15 protein-coding genes are annotated in these 14,639 nt (G+C 70.6%); 8 read left to right on the plus strand and 7 right to left on the minus strand.

What is annotated here, in order from left to right; all coding sequences use genetic code 11:
• The first annotated feature begins 2 nt into the window (after positions 1 to 2).
• Complete coding sequence (locus AB0M08_RS13840; protein WP_364492456.1) at positions 3 to 1,805, plus strand: PrsW family intramembrane metalloprotease; 1,803 nt, start codon at positions 3 to 5, stop codon at positions 1,803 to 1,805.
• 8 nt (positions 1,806 to 1,813) lie between these two features.
• Here the strand turns inward: AB0M08_RS13840 and AB0M08_RS13845 are convergent, their stop codons facing one another.
• Entirely contained in the window at positions 1,814 to 2,152 is a 339-nt protein-coding gene (locus tag AB0M08_RS13845; RefSeq protein WP_364492457.1) for a co-chaperone GroES, read from the minus strand.
• A 110-nt stretch (positions 2,153 to 2,262) separates the two neighbouring features.
• Here AB0M08_RS13845 and AB0M08_RS13850 point away from each other — a divergent pair, with 110 nt between their 5' ends.
• Positions 2,263 to 3,549 carry an AI-2E family transporter gene (locus tag AB0M08_RS13850; RefSeq protein WP_364492458.1) on the plus strand — a complete coding sequence of 429 codons (1,287 nt, stop codon included), beginning with the start codon at positions 2,263 to 2,265 and terminating at the stop codon, positions 3,547 to 3,549.
• A gap of 360 nt (positions 3,550 to 3,909) precedes the next feature.
• Here the strand turns inward: AB0M08_RS13850 and AB0M08_RS13855 are convergent, their stop codons facing one another.
• From AB0M08_RS13855 to AB0M08_RS13875, 5 genes are all read right to left on the minus strand, one after another.
• A complete protein-coding gene (locus tag AB0M08_RS13855; protein WP_364492459.1) occupies positions 3,910 to 4,260 on the minus strand; it encodes a DUF1416 domain-containing protein in 351 nt (116 codons plus the stop codon).
• A 2-nt stretch (positions 4,261 to 4,262) separates the two neighbouring features.
• On the minus strand, positions 4,263 to 5,111 hold the full coding sequence (locus tag AB0M08_RS13860; RefSeq protein WP_364492460.1) for a sulfurtransferase: 849 nt from the start codon (positions 5,109 to 5,111) through the stop codon (positions 4,263 to 4,265).
• 178 nt (positions 5,112 to 5,289) lie between these two features.
• Positions 5,290 to 5,364 carry an Ms5788A family Cys-rich leader peptide gene (locus AB0M08_RS13865; protein ID WP_364492570.1) on the minus strand — a complete coding sequence of 25 codons (75 nt, stop codon included), beginning with the start codon at positions 5,362 to 5,364 and terminating at the stop codon, positions 5,290 to 5,292.
• A 68-nt stretch (positions 5,365 to 5,432) separates the two neighbouring features.
• Positions 5,433 to 6,227 (minus strand): DUF2993 domain-containing protein, encoded by a 795-nt coding sequence (locus AB0M08_RS13870; protein ID WP_364492461.1) that lies wholly within the window; start codon positions 6,225 to 6,227, stop codon positions 5,433 to 5,435.
• Positions 6,228 to 6,311: 84 nt separating this feature from the next.
• A complete protein-coding gene (locus AB0M08_RS13875; protein WP_364492462.1) occupies positions 6,312 to 7,322 on the minus strand; it encodes a hypothetical protein in 1,011 nt (336 codons plus the stop codon).
• A 295-nt stretch (positions 7,323 to 7,617) separates the two neighbouring features.
• On the opposite strand from AB0M08_RS13875, the gene AB0M08_RS13880 reads away from it, so the two are divergent.
• From AB0M08_RS13880 to pstB, 6 genes are all read left to right on the plus strand, one after another.
• Complete coding sequence (locus tag AB0M08_RS13880) at positions 7,618 to 8,334, plus strand: response regulator transcription factor (protein ID WP_364492463.1); 717 nt, start codon at positions 7,618 to 7,620, stop codon at positions 8,332 to 8,334.
• 15 nt (positions 8,335 to 8,349) lie between these two features.
• The gene (gene mshD / locus AB0M08_RS13885) at positions 8,350 to 9,213 is read left to right on the plus strand and encodes a mycothiol synthase (protein ID WP_364492464.1); all 864 of its coding nucleotides are present in this window, start codon (positions 8,350 to 8,352) and stop codon (positions 9,211 to 9,213) included.
• A gap of 259 nt (positions 9,214 to 9,472) precedes the next feature.
• The gene (gene pstS, locus AB0M08_RS13890; protein ID WP_364492465.1) at positions 9,473 to 10,573 is read left to right on the plus strand and encodes a phosphate ABC transporter substrate-binding protein PstS; all 1,101 of its coding nucleotides are present in this window, start codon (positions 9,473 to 9,475) and stop codon (positions 10,571 to 10,573) included.
• Positions 10,574 to 10,612: 39 nt separating this feature from the next.
• On the plus strand, positions 10,613 to 11,683 hold the full coding sequence (gene pstC, locus AB0M08_RS13895; protein WP_364492466.1) for a phosphate ABC transporter permease subunit PstC: 1,071 nt from the start codon (positions 10,613 to 10,615) through the stop codon (positions 11,681 to 11,683).
• On the plus strand, positions 11,680 to 12,762 hold the full coding sequence (gene pstA / locus AB0M08_RS13900; RefSeq protein WP_364492467.1) for a phosphate ABC transporter permease PstA: 1,083 nt from the start codon (positions 11,680 to 11,682) through the stop codon (positions 12,760 to 12,762). The genes pstC and pstA overlap by 4 nt, the downstream gene beginning before the upstream one ends.
• A gap of 12 nt (positions 12,763 to 12,774) precedes the next feature.
• Positions 12,775 to 13,551 (plus strand): phosphate ABC transporter ATP-binding protein PstB, encoded by a 777-nt coding sequence (gene pstB / locus AB0M08_RS13905; protein WP_364492468.1) that lies wholly within the window; start codon positions 12,775 to 12,777, stop codon positions 13,549 to 13,551.
• A gap of 265 nt (positions 13,552 to 13,816) precedes the next feature.
• Here pstB and AB0M08_RS13910 read toward each other — a convergent pair whose 3' ends face one another.
• Positions 13,817 to 14,587, minus strand: coding sequence for an NUDIX domain-containing protein (locus AB0M08_RS13910; RefSeq protein WP_364492571.1), 771 nt, complete (start codon positions 14,585 to 14,587; stop codon positions 13,817 to 13,819).
• Between the last annotated feature and the right edge of the window lie 52 nt (positions 14,588 to 14,639).

Genomic DNA, 14,639 nt, shown 5'->3' on the forward strand with positions numbered 1-14,639 from the left:
GTATGGCCGACCTCTCGCAGCCCGCCGCGCCCGATCCGCCCTCCCCGGCCGACCCGGCCGCGGACTCGGTTTTGGAGTCGGCGCCGGCCCCGGCCTCTGCTTCGGCTTCTGCTTCGGTCGAGCCGGGACCGGTGTGGCCGGTGCCCGTCGAGACCCCGCCGGCCTCGGCCGACGGGGTGCCGCCCTTCCCCGCCGAGCCGGTCACCGAGGTGGCGCCGGTGCCCGGGCGCCGGATGGGCTGGCGCCGCTGGCTGCCGGTCACCGGTGTGATCGTGCTGATCGCCGCGGCCGCGATCGGCATGCTGGTCTTCCTCGGCTACAGCATCGGCTTCGCCGGCCTGGCCATCGGCCTGACCGCGGCGATCCTCCCGGTCCCGTTGCTGGCCAGCAGTTTCGCCTGGCTGGACCGGTACGAACCGGAGCCGGTGAAGTACCTGGTCTTCTGCTTCGCCTGGGGTGCCGCGGTGGCCACCGCGGTGGCGCTCGGCGTGAACACCGGCGCGGCCTGGCTCTTCGACCGGATGGGACTGCCCGAGGCGCTGGTCGCGGTCCTGGTGGCGCCCTTCATCGAGGAGTCGATGAAGGCGGCCGGCCCGTTCCTGCTCTTCTGGCGCCGCCGCACCGAGTGGTCCGGCATCACCGACGGCATCGTGTACTGCGGTCTCTCCGCGCTCGGCTTCGCCATGGTGGAGAACGTGCTCTACCTCGGCGGGCACGGCTATGCCGCCGGCGCCCAGGAGTACGGCCCGGCGACCGGCCTGACCAACGTCTTCGCGATCTTCATCGTCCGGATCCTCTTCACCGGCTTCGCGCACCCGCTCTTCACCTCGATGACCGGCATCGGCCTGGGTATCGCGGCGCGCTCGGCCGACCGGAGCGTCCGCTGGCTGGCCCCGATCGGCGGCCTGCTGCTCGCGATGATCCTGCACGGCACGTTCAACCTGCTGCCGACGCTCTCCGCGGCCACCGGTGAGTCCCTGATCATGCTCTACGGCTATCTGGGCTTCATGGTGCCGTTCTTCTTCGCCGTGGTGGGCTTCGCGATCGCGCTGCGCGGCTGGGAGGGCCGGCTCGCCGAGCGGGTGCTGCACCACTACGTCCGGGCGGGCTGGTTCGCGCCGCCCGAGGTCGCGGCGCTGGGCAGCCTGGGGCGCCGGCACTCGGCCCGGCGGTGGGCGCGGCGGGTGGCGGGCCCGGCCGGGCACCACGCGATGCGCAACTTCCAGTTCGCGGCGACCCGGCTGGCGCTGATCCGGGACGGGATGCAGCGCGGGCTGGACCACGAGCCGCGCGAGCTGGCCAAGGTGACCGAGGAGGAGCGCGAGCTGCTCGCGGCGATCACCGGGTATCGGGAGGTCTTCGCGGGCCGTGACCCGCAGACGCCGTCGGCGTGGTGGGACGGCGAGAACTACCGGATCACCTTCCCGGACGGCGTGGTGCGCACCGTCAGCCCGCCCGCCGAGCCGGTGATGCCGGTGCCGATCCGTATCCCACCGCCGGCTCCGGTCTATGCGGGCGCGTACGGTCCGCCCGGCTTCGGTCCGCCCGGCTTCGGGCAGCCCTTCGCGTACGGTCCGCCGCCCGGCTACGGCTCGCCGCCGCCCGGTTATGGCCAGCCTTCCGGGTACGGTCCGCCGCCCGCTTACGGTCCGCCACCGTTCGCGCCGATGCCGCCCCAGCCGGGTTATCCCCAGGGTTATCCACAGGCCGGTCCGCCGCCGGTCCCGGCGCCGCCCGCCTACGGCCAGCCCGCGGGGTGGCAGCAGCCGCCGGCTGACGACGTGAACTGGCGGCCGCCGGTCTGACCGTTCGCTCAGAGATAGAGGCCGGTGCCGTCCGACTCGACCCGGGTCGCCGCGACCGCGTGCACGTCACGCTCGCGGAGCAGCACGTACCCCTTGCCGTGCAACTCCACCTCGGAACGGTCGTCCGGGTCGAACAGGACCCGGTCGCCGACCACGATCGACCGCACGCTCGGGCCCACCCCGACGGCGGTGGCCCAGGAGAGGCGGCGCCCCATCGAGGCGGTGGCGGGGATGACGATGCCGGCGGTGGACCGGCGCTCGCCCTCGCCGCCGTCCTGCCGGACGAGGACGCGGTCGTGCAGCATCCGGATCGGCAATCCGGTCTCGGTTCGGGTATCGGAACTCACGATTGCAGACGGTACGCCGCCTTTCCCGAGGTCCGTGCGTGTGGTCCGGCGAACGACGGGGTGTGGCCGATCGGGTACGAGGTGCGAAGGAGCACTACGGTGATGAGCGCGTGACGCGACGGCGAGGGGGTAGGCGGTTGAGCCGCTTGCGACGAGTCCGGCAGAACCTGAAGAAGGCGTACGACACGGGCCGCGACCAGGTCCGGATGGCCCGTGTGGAGGCGCCACCCCGGGAGCCCGAGCCGGATCTGGAGTTCGCGCCGCCCGCGCCCGAGCCGGAGATCGTGCACGGCTCCACCACGAGCCGGGACGACGCCGAGGTGCCGCACTCACTGCGGCTCGCCGCCGCCTGGAGCTGGCGGCTGATCGTGGTCGGCCTGGTCGGCTTCGCCGGGCTGCGCTTCATCGGCATGGTCAGCATCGTGATCGTCCCGCTCTCGATCGCGCTGCTGCTCTCCGCGCTGCTCGGCCCGGCGGTCGGCTGGCTGCTCCGGCTGCGGGTGCCCCGGTCGCTCGCCACCTTCCTGGTGCTGATCTGCGGTCTCGGCGCGGTCGTCGGGACGCTGACGCTGGTGATCAGCCAGTTCATCGACGGGGTGCCGCAGCTGACCGAGAACGCGAGTGCCGGCGTACGGCAGATCCAGACCTGGGCCCGGACCGGCCCGCTGCACCTCTCCGACGCCCAGGTCAACCAGGCCATCGACTCGGCCCAGGACTGGATCAACGCGAACACCTCGTCGCTCACGTCGACCGGCATCGCCACCGCCACGACCCTGTTCGACCTGGTCACCGGCCTGCTGCTGGTGCTCTTCGCGACGTTCTTCTTCCTCCGCGACGGCCGTAAGATCTGGCGCTTCCTGGTCCGGCTCTTCCCGGTCAACGCCCGCTGGTCGCTCGCCGACGCCGGTGACGCGTCCTGGGCCACGCTGGGGGCGTACGTCCGGGCGACCGTGCTGGTGGCCTTCATCGACGCGCTCGGCATCGGTCTGGCGCTGCTGGTGCTGGAGGTGCCGTTCCCGTTCCCGCTCGCCGCGCTGGTCTTCCTGGGCGCCTTCATCCCGATCGTCGGGGCCGGCGTCTCCGGTGCGGTCGCGGTGCTGGTCGCGCTGGTCGACCAGGGCTGGGTGGTCGCGCTGATCACGCTGGGCGCGGTGGTCCTGGTTCAGCAGGTGGAGGGCCACGTCCTGCAGCCGCTGATCATGGGCCGTGCGGTCGCCATCCATCCGCTCGCCGTGATAGTCGGCATCGCCTGCGGCGTCGTCCTGGCCGGCATCATCGGCGCGCTGATCGCCGTCCCGCTGATCGCGGTCATGAACACGGCCATCCGCCGCCTGGCCCGCCGCCGCCCTGAGGTCCCCCCGGACGCGGTCGTCCTCACCACCGGCGGCCCCACGTGACACCCGCGGCTCACCGGGCTCTCGAGCCGGGCGGCGGGGAGAGGCCGTAGCGCGGCCCACGGTCCTGGCTGGTGCTGAGGGGTGTCTGACGCGGAGTCCCAGAACCACCAACCCCACCCCAAAAACGGCGGGGCGGCCCCCGCGGGGCCCTGGGTCTGGGGTGGTGCGGTGGGGTGTCTCGCTCCGCGTCAGACACCCCTCAGCACCAGCCAAGAGCGGGGGCGCGGCACGGCCGGGAGGGGGCACGGGCGTCGCGTGGCCGTGGTGGGGGCGCCTTTTGAGCGCGGTGGGGGAGGCGACGGCGTACGGGAAAAGAAAGCGGGACCCCCGGAGAGGTCCCGCTTTCGAACAGAGCGTGGGTCAGGCGGTGGCGACGCTGAGAGCGACCTCGTTGAGGCCGCGAGCGGCGTCGACGGCGAGCTCGCCGTTGCCGTGGCGGCTGAGGGCCCGCAGGGTCCAGGAGCCGGGCGCGGCGAAGAAGCGGAAGAGGCCCTCGGGGGAGGTGACGACCTCGGCGGTGAACTCGCCGGAGCCGTCGAGCAGGCGGACGTACGCGCCGCCCACCGCCTCGCCCTCGGCGTTGCTCACTATGCCGGTGATGACGGTCTCCTTCTGCAGGTCCACGCTGGCGGGGAGGGGCGCGGACTGATCGGGAGCGGCGCAGCTCGCGGCGGAGGCGGCGGCAGCGGCGGTGTTGGCGGGAGAAGTCATGATCACGCCTTTCCGGGTTCGTCGCCGAGGGCGATCGGCACGCCGATGAGGGAGCCGTACTCGGTCCAGGAACCGTCGTAGTTCTTCACGTTCTCCTGGCCGAGCAGCTCCTTGAGCACGAACCAGGTGTGCGAGGAGCGCTCGCCGATCCGGCAGTAGGCGATGGTGTCCTTGCTGCCGTCCAGCCCGGCGTCGCCGTAGATCTTGGCGAGCTCGTCGTCGGACTTGAAGGTGCCGTCCTCGTTCGCGGCCTTGCTCCACGGCACGCTGATCGCGGTCGGGATGTGGCCGGCCCGCTGCGACTGCTCCTGCGGCAGGTGCGCGGGGGCGAGCAGGCGGCCGGCGAACTCGTCGGGGCTGCGGACGTCGACCAGGTTCTTGACGCCGATGGCCTGGACGACCTCGTCGCGGAACGCCCGGATCTCGAGGTTCGGGGCCTGCGCGGTGTAGGAGGTGGCGGCGCGGGCCGGGACGTCCTTGGTGTAGACGCGGGCGTCCAGCTCCCACTTCTTGCGGCCGCCGTCGAGCAGCTTGACCGCCTCGTGGCCGTAGAGCTTGAAGTACCAGTACGCGTACGCCGCGAACCAGTTGTTGTTGCCGCCGTAGAGGATCACGGTGTCCTCGTTGGAGATGCCGCGCTCGGAGAGCAGAGCGGCGAACTGCTCCTGGTTGACGAAGTCCCGCCGGACCGGGTCCTGCAGGTCCTTCTTCCAGTCGATCTTGATAGCGCCGGGGATGTGGCCGCCGTCGTAGGCGGTGGTGTCCTCGTCGACCTCGACGAAGACGACACCCGCGGTGTCCAGGTTCTTCTCGGCCCAGTCGGCCGACACGAGTGCGGTGTCGCGACTCATCGGTTCACTCCCTTGATGGTGGGTGAGGGGTGAGTCAGCGCACGGAGGTGTGGTCGCACCCCGCGCGGACCCAGGTTCAGGTGGGATCACGGGCTGGTTGTGCGACGGCGCCACTGCCGGGCAGAGAAGTGCCCTGGGCTAAAGAGAGGGGGTGCTCAGCACCGGGTGGCCCCGTCAGTCAGACGAGGCGACACAGGCATGCGGCCACGCGGCACAGGTCGACCGCGCGCCTCTTGGTGAGCACCATACTCATGGAACGGACCCTACCAGCGGTTCCAGACCCCGGAACAGACCCGACCACGATCCGGGACGAGGCGGCGGTCACAGACCGTTCGCGGAGAGGTTCACATCGTCAGCGCCGGCGGTCACGTGCAGACCGTCGTCCTGGGGGTCCACCGAGCGCACTTTCAGGCTCAACGGCAACTCCGGTACGGGTACGTCGAAGGCCAGGCTCTTGGCGTACGACTGGATGTACGCGCGCAACAGCGGGATATCCGGCAGATTCTTCGCCGTTACATCGGAGAAACGCACCTGGACCTCGCCGTCGTCCACGGAGATCTCCGCGGTGGCGGAGGCGTCGACGGTCACGCCGTACTTGGTGATCTCGGCGGTGGCGATCAGCTTGCCGTCCTGCTCGGTGAGCGTGACCCCGTCCTGCCCGGAGAGCTTGACCAGCTCGTCGTAGCCGACGTCGAAGGCGCCGGTCAGGCTGCCCGCGACCACGTCGCCCTGCCCGCTGCGGAGCGCGCTGAGCGGGGCGTTCAGGTCGGCGACGGTGATGTCGAGCTGGTCGATGGTGATCTCGTCGCCGGTGCCGGTCGGGCCGGTCAGATTCCCTATCCCGATCCGGATCTCCTGGTAGTCGCCGGCGAGGACCTGGGTGACGAAGGGGAAGCCCTCGATGCTGACGTCCGGGGTGTCGCTGGTCGCCTTCTGCTCGGCGATCTGCTGGGACACCCGGTCGGCGAGCATCCGTTCGGCGTAGGACCGGCCGAACCGGTCGACCGCGACCACACCGGCGATCAGCAGCACCAGCAACACCAGTACCACGATCAGCAGGCCGCGGCCCCGGCGTCGGCGCGGGCGGTACTCCGGGGTCTCGTACACCTCAGACACGGTTCCTCCCGATTCGCGAACTGACCCGCCGAAGGTACATGCCCCAGTCCACGGACCCGTGAAACGAGAGGTTCAGGTGATGCCTCACGTGAGGTATAGGTGAACCAGGACGTACGCCGCGGGGAAGCTGAGCGCGAGCCCGCCGAGCGGCCCCTGCATGTGCCGGGCCAGCCAGAAGGTGGGCGCCTCGCCGGCCAGCCGCCGGCCCGCCTCGCCGAAGTTGACGGCGAGGTCGACCAGGATCGCGGCGACCGCGGCGACCAGGCCGACGATCGCGCCCTTGGCCGGGGTGAACGGGTAGACCAGGTAGCTGCCGAGCATGCCGCCGGCGAGCGTGCCGAGCATCGCGCCGAGCACGATGCCGACCGCGCCGCGGGGGACCTGGGCGGCGATCCGGGGCTTCGGGAAGACCGCGTCGGTGAGCCGGGAGACGAACAGCGCCAGCCCGGCGGCGGCGCAGGTCACCACCACCACCTGCGAACCGACCGGCTGGCGGGTCAGGACGATCGGGATCGCGTACGCCACCACGCCCGCCGCGATCAGCAGGGTGGTCCGCCACGAGTCGCGGACCCGCTGCCGGTCCTCGGCCCGGATGAGCTGGCCGACGACGGCCGCCACGAACCCGCCCAGCAGCACCCAGAGGAGCGGGGTCAGCCCCGGCTCCCCGGCGGTGACCGTGAGGTAGCAGGCGATCAGGCCGGCCACCCCGATGACCCCGGCGGTGGCGCCGGCGGCGGGCGGGCGCAGCGCCATGGTCCAGGCGAGCAGGCCGATCAGCTGCACCCCGAAGAGCACGATCGCGTACGGCGCGCGGGTGTCCGGGCCGGTGGTCTGCACCCCGATGATCAGCGCGGTGGCGAGCAGCGCCGCGAACCCGCCGATCGCCACCGAGAGCGGCCGCCGGACCGGGACGACCTCGATCTCCTCGAACTCCTCCTCGTCCTCACCGGACTCGGAGGGGGCTGACTTCTCGTCCTCGGCGTCCGGCACCGCGCCGTACATACCGGCTTTCGGACGACCGGGCGTGGTGAGGCGCGCGACGTCCCGGGAGGCGTCCGCGTCCCAAGGGTCGTCCTTCGGCATGGAGGGGAACACGACAGCGATCGTGCCAGACTTCCGGGCTCTCGCCATAAATCGCCCGCGCGGGGTGGCCCGGAGACACCGGAGGAGTCAGGTAAAAGGCTGGTTACGAATCCGCCGTTCGGCCACCTATGGGGCGTTCGCTACATCACTTGCGTACGCGACCTGGGTGTCTGGGCGGAAGCATCGGTTAAGGTAATCGCAACCCACCCGTCGGTGACGCCGGGCCCCAGTTTCTCCGGTGGCGGAGCCTTCAGCTGCGCAGACCGGGTCACCCGAGCGGCTTCACGCCGTTTGGACGGAGGTGAGTGTGGAGATCCTTCTGCTGGTGACGCCGCGTGCCGGTGAACCCTCTGTCGTTCTTCCCGCCCTTGACCTGCTGCCCCACTCGGTGCGTACCGCCCCGCGCGACGTACGCACCCTGGTGTCCGGGCCCAGCCCCGACGCCGTTCTGGTCGACGCGCGCTCCGAGCTCTCCGAGGCTCGCGCGACGTGCCGGATGCTGCACGCCACCGGTATCGGCGTGCCGCTGATCGCGGTCGTCACCGAGGCCGGCCTGATCGCCCTCAACGCGGACTGGGGTGTCGACGACGTCATCCTCGCCAGCGCCGGTCCCGCCGAGGTGGAGGCCCGCCTGCGGCTCTGCGTCGGCCGGCTGAACAACGCGACGGCCGGGGCCGGTGGCTCCATCCGTGCCGGCGAGCTGAACATCGACCCGGACACGTACGCCGCGAAGCTCAAGGGCCGTCCGCTCGACCTCACCTACAAGGAGTTCGAGCTCCTCAAGTTCCTCGCGCAGCACCCGGGCCGGGTCTTCACCCGTGACCAGCTGCTCCGCGAGGTCTGGGGCTACGACTACTTCGGCGGTACCCGTACGGTCGACGTGCACGTCCGTCGCCTGCGCGCCAAGCTCGGCTCCGAGTACGAGTCGATGATCGGTACCGTCCGCCAGGTCGGCTACAAGTTCGTGGTCCCGCCGTCCGGCCGTCAGCTGCCGGACAACGAGCCGGTCTCGATCCCGGTCTGACCCTCCTCACCACTCATGACATCGCGACAGCCGATCCGTGCCACGGATCGGCTGTCGTCGTCTGAGATCGACGACGTTCTCGCCCTGGCCGCCGCGGCCGCCGAGGCGGACGGCGTCTACCCGCTCTCCGAGGACGTGGTGCTGCGCGTCCGCAACGGCGGCGGCACGCACCACCTCGCTCCCGGCGGCGTCGGCTACGCCTTCCTGGAGGACGGCGCCGGCGAGCTCGTCGTCCATCCCGGGCATCGCCGCCGGGGCATCGGCACCGATCTGCTGGCCGCCGCCGGCCCGGGCCCGCTGCGCTTCTGGGCGCACGGCGACGACCCCGGTGCCGCCGCGTTCGCCGAGCGGGCCGGCTTCACCCGGGACCGCGTCCTCTGGCAGATGCGCCGCTCGCTGCTCGAGCCCCTGCCGGAGATCCCGCTCCCGGAGGGCGTCACGGTTCGCGGCTTCCGCCCCGGCCACGACGAGCAGGCCTGGCTCGGGGTGAACTCGCGGGCCTTCGCGCACCACCCGGAACAGGGCCGCTGGACGCTGGACGACCTGCTGGCCCGGGAGCGTGAGCCCTGGTTCGACCCGGCCGGCTTCCTGCTCGCGGTCGACGTGACCGGCACTCTGGTCGGCTTCCACTGGACCAAGGTGCACCCGGCCGAGGGCACCGACCCGGCACTCGGCGAGATCTACGTGCTCGGCGTCGACCCGGCCGGGCACCGCCGCGGTCTGGGCGCCGCGCTCAGCGTCGAGGGCCTGCGGCATCTGGCCGCCGCCGGGCTGACGCGGTCGAACCTCTACGTCGACGAGTCGAACGCGGCCGCCGTGGCGTTGTACCGGCGGCTCGGCTTCACGGTCTTCAAGACCGACATCAGCTACCGCCGCTGATCGTCCACCGTTCCGCTCGGTAACGCCCCGGACAAGCCCGCATCTCGCCAAGGTCACGGCCGGGCTGAAATATCCGGCATATCGGGTACCGAGAGCGTGGTTCACTTAACAGACAACTCTCCCTCAGGGGATCGCTACCTCGAAGGTGAAACGTGTTCACCGCAGGTTCACTTATGGCCGGGGAGCAAGTCACTTGGCGCTTTTAGTTTTCCCACAGAGCCGGTGAGTGACCGGCAGCAATAACCCTGAAGGGATCACCGTGAAGCTCCAGCGGTCCGGTTTCGTGGCCGGCATTGCTTTGACTGCGACCATCGCGCTCACCGCGTGCGGCTCGGACAACACCGATGCCTCGTCGAGCAAGGACGGCGGCTCGTCCGCCGCGGCCATCAGCTGCGGCACCGGCAGCCTGACGGCGCAGGGCTCCACCGCTCAGAAGAACGCCATGGACGAGTGGATCAAGGCGTACCAGGGCTCCTGCGCCAGCGCTCCGGTCGAGTACCAGGGCACCGGCTCCGGCGCGGGCATCGAGGCGTTCAGCGCCGGCACCGCGGACTTCGCCGGCTCCGACTCGGCCCTCAAGGACGAGGAGGTCGCCGCCGCGGACGCCAAGTGCCCCGGTGGCAAGGCCATCAACCTCCCGATGGTGGTCGGCCCGATCGCCGTCGTCTACAACGTGTCCGGCGCCGACGGCCTCCAGCTTTCCGCCTCGACGATCGCGAAGATCTTCTCCGGCAAGATCACCAAGTGGAACGACGCCGCCATCGCGGCCGAGAACTCCGGCGTGACCCTGCCGGACGCCACCATCGAGACCGTCCACCGCTCGGACGAGTCGGGCACCACCGACAACTTCACCAAGTACCTCACCAACGCCGCCGAGGCGGACTGGACCTACGACCACGCCAAGGCGTGGAAGGCCCCGGGTGGCACCGGCGCCGCGAAGTCGGACGGCGTGGCCAGCAAGCTCAAGAGCACCCCGAACACGATCTCCTACGTCGAGCTCTCCTACGCGGAGAACAGCGGCCTGCAGACCGCCAAGATCAAGAACGGCGCGGGTGAGTACGCCGAGCTGACCGCCGACTCGGCCGGCAAGACCTTCGAGAACGCCACCGTCAAGGGCACCGACGGCGACCTCTCGCTGGACATCGACTACAACACCACCACCGCGGGTGCCTACCCGATCGTGCTGGTCACGTACGAGATCGCCTGCAGCAAGGGCTCCGCGAAGGCCGCCGACATCAAGTCCTTCCTGACCTACACCTCGAGCACGGACGGCCAGGCCGAGCTGAAGGACCTGGGCTACGCGCCGCTGCCCGAGACCCTGCGCGCCAAGGTCGCGGCGTCGGTCGCCGCCATCTCCTGACCCTCGTCACATCCCTCCGAGACGACAGCGAGCGCGCAGATGGGTGATATCCCCTCCCGCTCGGTGAACGCCACCGCCGGCGACCTGGGCATGACTCCCCGTCATGCCCGGGGCGCCGGCTCCGGCGTATCCCCGAGCAGTTACGAAGAGCCCCCGGTCGGTGGTGGCGACGTCCTGCCGAAGAAGGCCCGATTCTCGATGGAGACGGGCTTCCGCGCCCTGTCCACCGCGTCGGGTGCGATGGTGCTGGTCATCATCGTCGCCATCGCGATCTTCCTGATCTCGAAGGCGATTCCGGCGATCCAGGCCGACAACGGCAACTTCCTGACCGAGAAGACCTGGTTCCCGAACGACACCGAGCCGGTGTTCGGCATCGCGGCGCTGGCCTTCGGCACGCTCCTGTCGTCGGTCCTGGCACTGATCGTCGCGGTCCCGATCGCACTGGGCATCGCGCTGTTCCTCTCGCACTACGCCCCCAAGCGGTTCGCCACCCCGCTGGGCTTCGTGATCGACCTGCTCGCGGCGGTGCCCAGTGTGGTCTTCGGCCTCTGGGGACGCGACGTGTTCCAGCAGCCGGTCCGGGAGTTCTCGGTCTGGCTGAACCACTACTTCGGCTGGCTGCCGATCTTCGGCGGCGAGGGCCCGTTCGGGCAGTCGATCATGCTCGGCGGGCTGGTGCTCGCGATCATGGTGCTGCCGATCGTCACCTCCCTCTCCCGCGAGGTCTTCCAGCAGACCCCCGGGATGAACGAGGAGGCCGCGCTCGCGCTCGGTGCCACCAAGTGGGAGATGATCCGGACCGCGGTGCTGCCGTACGGCAAGCCCGGTGTCATCGCCGCGGTGATGCTCGGCCTCGGCCGCGCCCTCGGTGAGACCATCGCCCTCGCCCTGACCCTGGGTATCACGTTCAACATCTCGTTCAACCTGATCCAGACGGGCGGCAACTCGATCGCCGCCAACATCGCCAACACGTTCGGCGAGGCCAACGAGACCGGCCGCGGCGCCCTGATCGCCTCCGGCCTGGTGCTGTTCGCGATCACCCTGGTCGTCAACATGACGGCGCGGGCGATCATCTACCGCCGTCGCGAGTTCCGGGACAGTGCCGCATGAGCCTTCTGCAGAGTGAACTCTCCGGTGTCGTGATGACCCCGGACAACATCCGGAGCAGGAAGCTCCCGCTGGTCGCGAACCTGCTGGTCGCCGTCGCGGCCGTCGCGGTCGCGGCCGGCCTGGTGTTCACCACCGGCATCGGCAACTGGGTGCTGGTCGTGTTCCTGTCCGGCGTCCTCTACCTGGTCGGCCTCTACGTGGCCGCCTCCCGGGTGGAGGGCCGCCGGGCCGCCAAGAACCGGGCCTGGCAGTCGATGATCTACACCGCCTGCCTGCTGGCGATCCTGCCACTCGCCTCGGTGGTCTGGACGCTGGTCTCCAAGGGCTCGTCCCGCCTGGACGGCGACTTCTTCGGCTCCTCGATGAACAACATCGGCGCCCGTGACCTCGGCGGCGGCGCGTACCATGCCATCATCGGCACCCTGGAGCAGGTCGGCATCGCCGCCCTCTTCGCCGTGCCGCTCGGCGTGCTCGGTGCGGTGTACCTGGTCGAGTACGGCCGGGGCAGGTTCGCCGGCACGGTCCGCTTCTTCGTCGACGTCATGACGGGTATCCCGTCGATCGTCGCCGGTCTGTTCATCCTCTCCTTCTGGGTGCTGATCGTCAGCCCGTGGTTCAACGACGGCATCCCGCGCTACTCCGGCTTCGCGGCCGCGCTGGCGCTGACCGTGCTGATGCTGCCGACCATCGTGCGCTCGACGGAGGAGATGCTGCGGCTGGTGCCCGGGCCGCTCCGGGAGGGCTCGTACGCGCTCGGCGTGCCGCAGTGGAAGACGATCCTCAAGGTCGTCCTCCCCACCGCGCTGCCCGGCATCGTCACCGGTGTCATGCTCGCCATCGCCCGCGCGGCCGGCGAGACCGCCCCGGTGCTGCTCGTGGCCGGTGGCGCCGCGGCGATCAACTTCGACCCGTTCTCGGGTAACCAGTCGTCGCTCGCGATGTTCGTGTACCAGCAGGCCGGTGACGCCTCCCGGTACGCGCCGGCGCGGGCCTGGACGGCCGCGCTCACCCTGGTCGCCCTGGTCCTGATCCTGACGATCGCCGCCAAGCTGCTCGCCCGTCGCTCGAAGCTCCGATAAGAGGTATCTCCCATGGCCAAGCGCATCGAGGCGAGCAACGTCTCCTCGTACTACGGCACCTTCAAGGCGATCGACAGCGTCTCGATGACCGTCGAGCCGAAGACCATCACCGCCCTGATCGGCCCGTCCGGCTGCGGCAAGTCGACCTTCCTCCGGTCGATCAACCGGATGCACGAGGTGCTGCCGAACGCCCGCATCGAGGGCCGGCTCACCATCGACGACCAGAACATCTACGACCCGGACGTGGACGTCACCGCGGTCCGCCGCATGATCGGCATGGTCTTCCAGCGGCCGAACCCGTTCCCGACCATGAGCATCTACGAGAACGCGGTCGCCGGCCTCAAGCTCAACGGCGTCAAGAAGAAGTCGCTGCTGGACGACGCGGCCGAGAAGTCGCTGCGCTCCGCGAACCTCTGGGACGAGGTCAAGGACCGCCTGGGCCGCCCCGGCGCCGGCCTCTCCGGCGGTCAGCAGCAGCGTCTCTGCATCGCCCGCACCATCGCGGTCGAGCCCCAGGTCGTGCTGATGGACGAGCCGTGTTCCGCGCTCGACCCGATCTCCACGCTGGCGATCGAGGACCTGATGTTCAAGCTGAAGGACCGCTTCACGATCATCATCGTCACGCACAACATGCAGCAGGCCGCCCGGGTCAGCGACAAGACCGGCTTCTTCTCGATCGACAAGACCGGCGAGCCGGGCCGTCTGATCGAGTACGACGACACCCAGAAGATCTTCTCCAACCCGTCGCAGAAGAAGACCGAGGACTACATCACCGGTCGCTTCGGCTGAGTGCTTCGCTTCCGCATCGAGCGCCGGTTCCCGTACGGGGCCGGCGCTCGCGCCGTTCTCAAGAGGCGGCCCCCGCCGGGCCGCGCGACGCCCGTGCCCGCTCCCGGCCGCAGCGCGGGTCACCGTCTTGGCTGGTCCTCAGGGGTGTCTCGTAGCCCTCGACACACCCCTGAGGACCAGCCAGGACCGGGGGCGCGCTACGGCAGGGAGCGGGCACGGGCGTCGCGGCCCCGGGCGGCGGTGCGGGTCAGATGGTCGGTGCGGGTCAGATGGTGAAGGTGGCGCTGCCGTCCGGGTCGACCGTGATGCGCGGGGTGACCGGGGTGGCGGCGTCGCGGTGGGCCGAGGCGGCCACGATCGACGGGATGTCACCGCAGGCCGCCAGCTGGGACAGGGTGTGCCGGGTCGGGGGCAGCATCGGCAGGTCGGTCGCGGAGGCCGGGTCGATCCAAGCCGTGGTGTCGGCCTCGCCGGAGACGTCGCGAGCGGCCTGGGCCTCGGGGAGCAGGGCTGCGAAGAACCAGGTGTCGTAGCGGCGCGGCTCGAACTCCGGGGTGATCCAGCGGGCCCAGGGGAGCAGCAGGTCGTCGCGGAGGAGCAGGCCGCGGCGGGACAGCAGGTCGGTCATGGTGAGATCGCGGCGCAGGACGGCCGCACGGTCGGACTCCCAGGTCGGGTCGCCGGCGTCGGCGACCGTGCGGTCCGGCTCGGCGGGTGGGCCCGCGAGGATCACGCCGGCCTCCTCGAAGAGCTCGCGGGCGGCCGCGCCGACGATGGCGCGGGCCTGCTCCTCGGGGACGCCGAGACGGCCGGACCAGTCGTCGCGCAGGGTCTCCGGGCGGTCCGTCGGGTCCACGGCGCCGCCCGGGAACGCGTAGACGCCGCCGAACGCCATCGTGGTCGCCCGTTTCAGCACGTACACCTGGAATGCGGAACCGGACGGTCGCAGCAGGACCACCGTGGCGGCCGGGCGCGCGGGTGCGGGCGGTCCGGTGAAGTCGAGCGCCCGCCGAACCATCGCCGGCGGCAGGGACATGGCCTCGGTCACCGGTCGATCCTGTCACCGATCGGGCCTGGGCGGGGGGGTC

The sequence above is a fragment of the Actinoplanes sp. NPDC051851 genome (assembly GCF_040681165.1).
GTDB lineage: Bacteria > Actinomycetota > Actinomycetes > Mycobacteriales > Micromonosporaceae > Actinoplanes.

Bases quoted from the DNA above. Each gene is read 5' to 3' on its own strand.
- AB0M08_RS13840 (WP_364492456.1), top strand. From the start codon at position 3: ATGGCCGACCTCTCGCAGCCCGCCGCGCCCGATCCGCCCTCCCCGGCC.
- AB0M08_RS13855 (WP_364492459.1), bottom strand. From the start codon at position 4,260: ATGACTTCTCCCGCCAACACCGCCGCTGCCGCCGCCTCCGCCGCGAGC.
- AB0M08_RS13860 (WP_364492460.1), bottom strand. From the start codon at position 5,111: ATGAGTCGCGACACCGCACTCGTGTCGGCCGACTGGGCCGAGAAGAAC.
- mshD (WP_364492464.1), top strand. From the start codon at position 8,350: ATGACATCGCGACAGCCGATCCGTGCCACGGATCGGCTGTCGTCGTCT.
- pstC (WP_364492466.1), top strand. From the start codon at position 10,613: ATGGGTGATATCCCCTCCCGCTCGGTGAACGCCACCGCCGGCGACCTG.
- pstA (WP_364492467.1), top strand. From the start codon at position 11,680: ATGAGCCTTCTGCAGAGTGAACTCTCCGGTGTCGTGATGACCCCGGAC.
- pstB (WP_364492468.1), top strand. From the start codon at position 12,775: ATGGCCAAGCGCATCGAGGCGAGCAACGTCTCCTCGTACTACGGCACC.
- AB0M08_RS13910 (WP_364492571.1), bottom strand. From the start codon at position 14,587: ATGTCCCTGCCGCCGGCGATGGTTCGGCGGGCGCTCGACTTCACCGGA.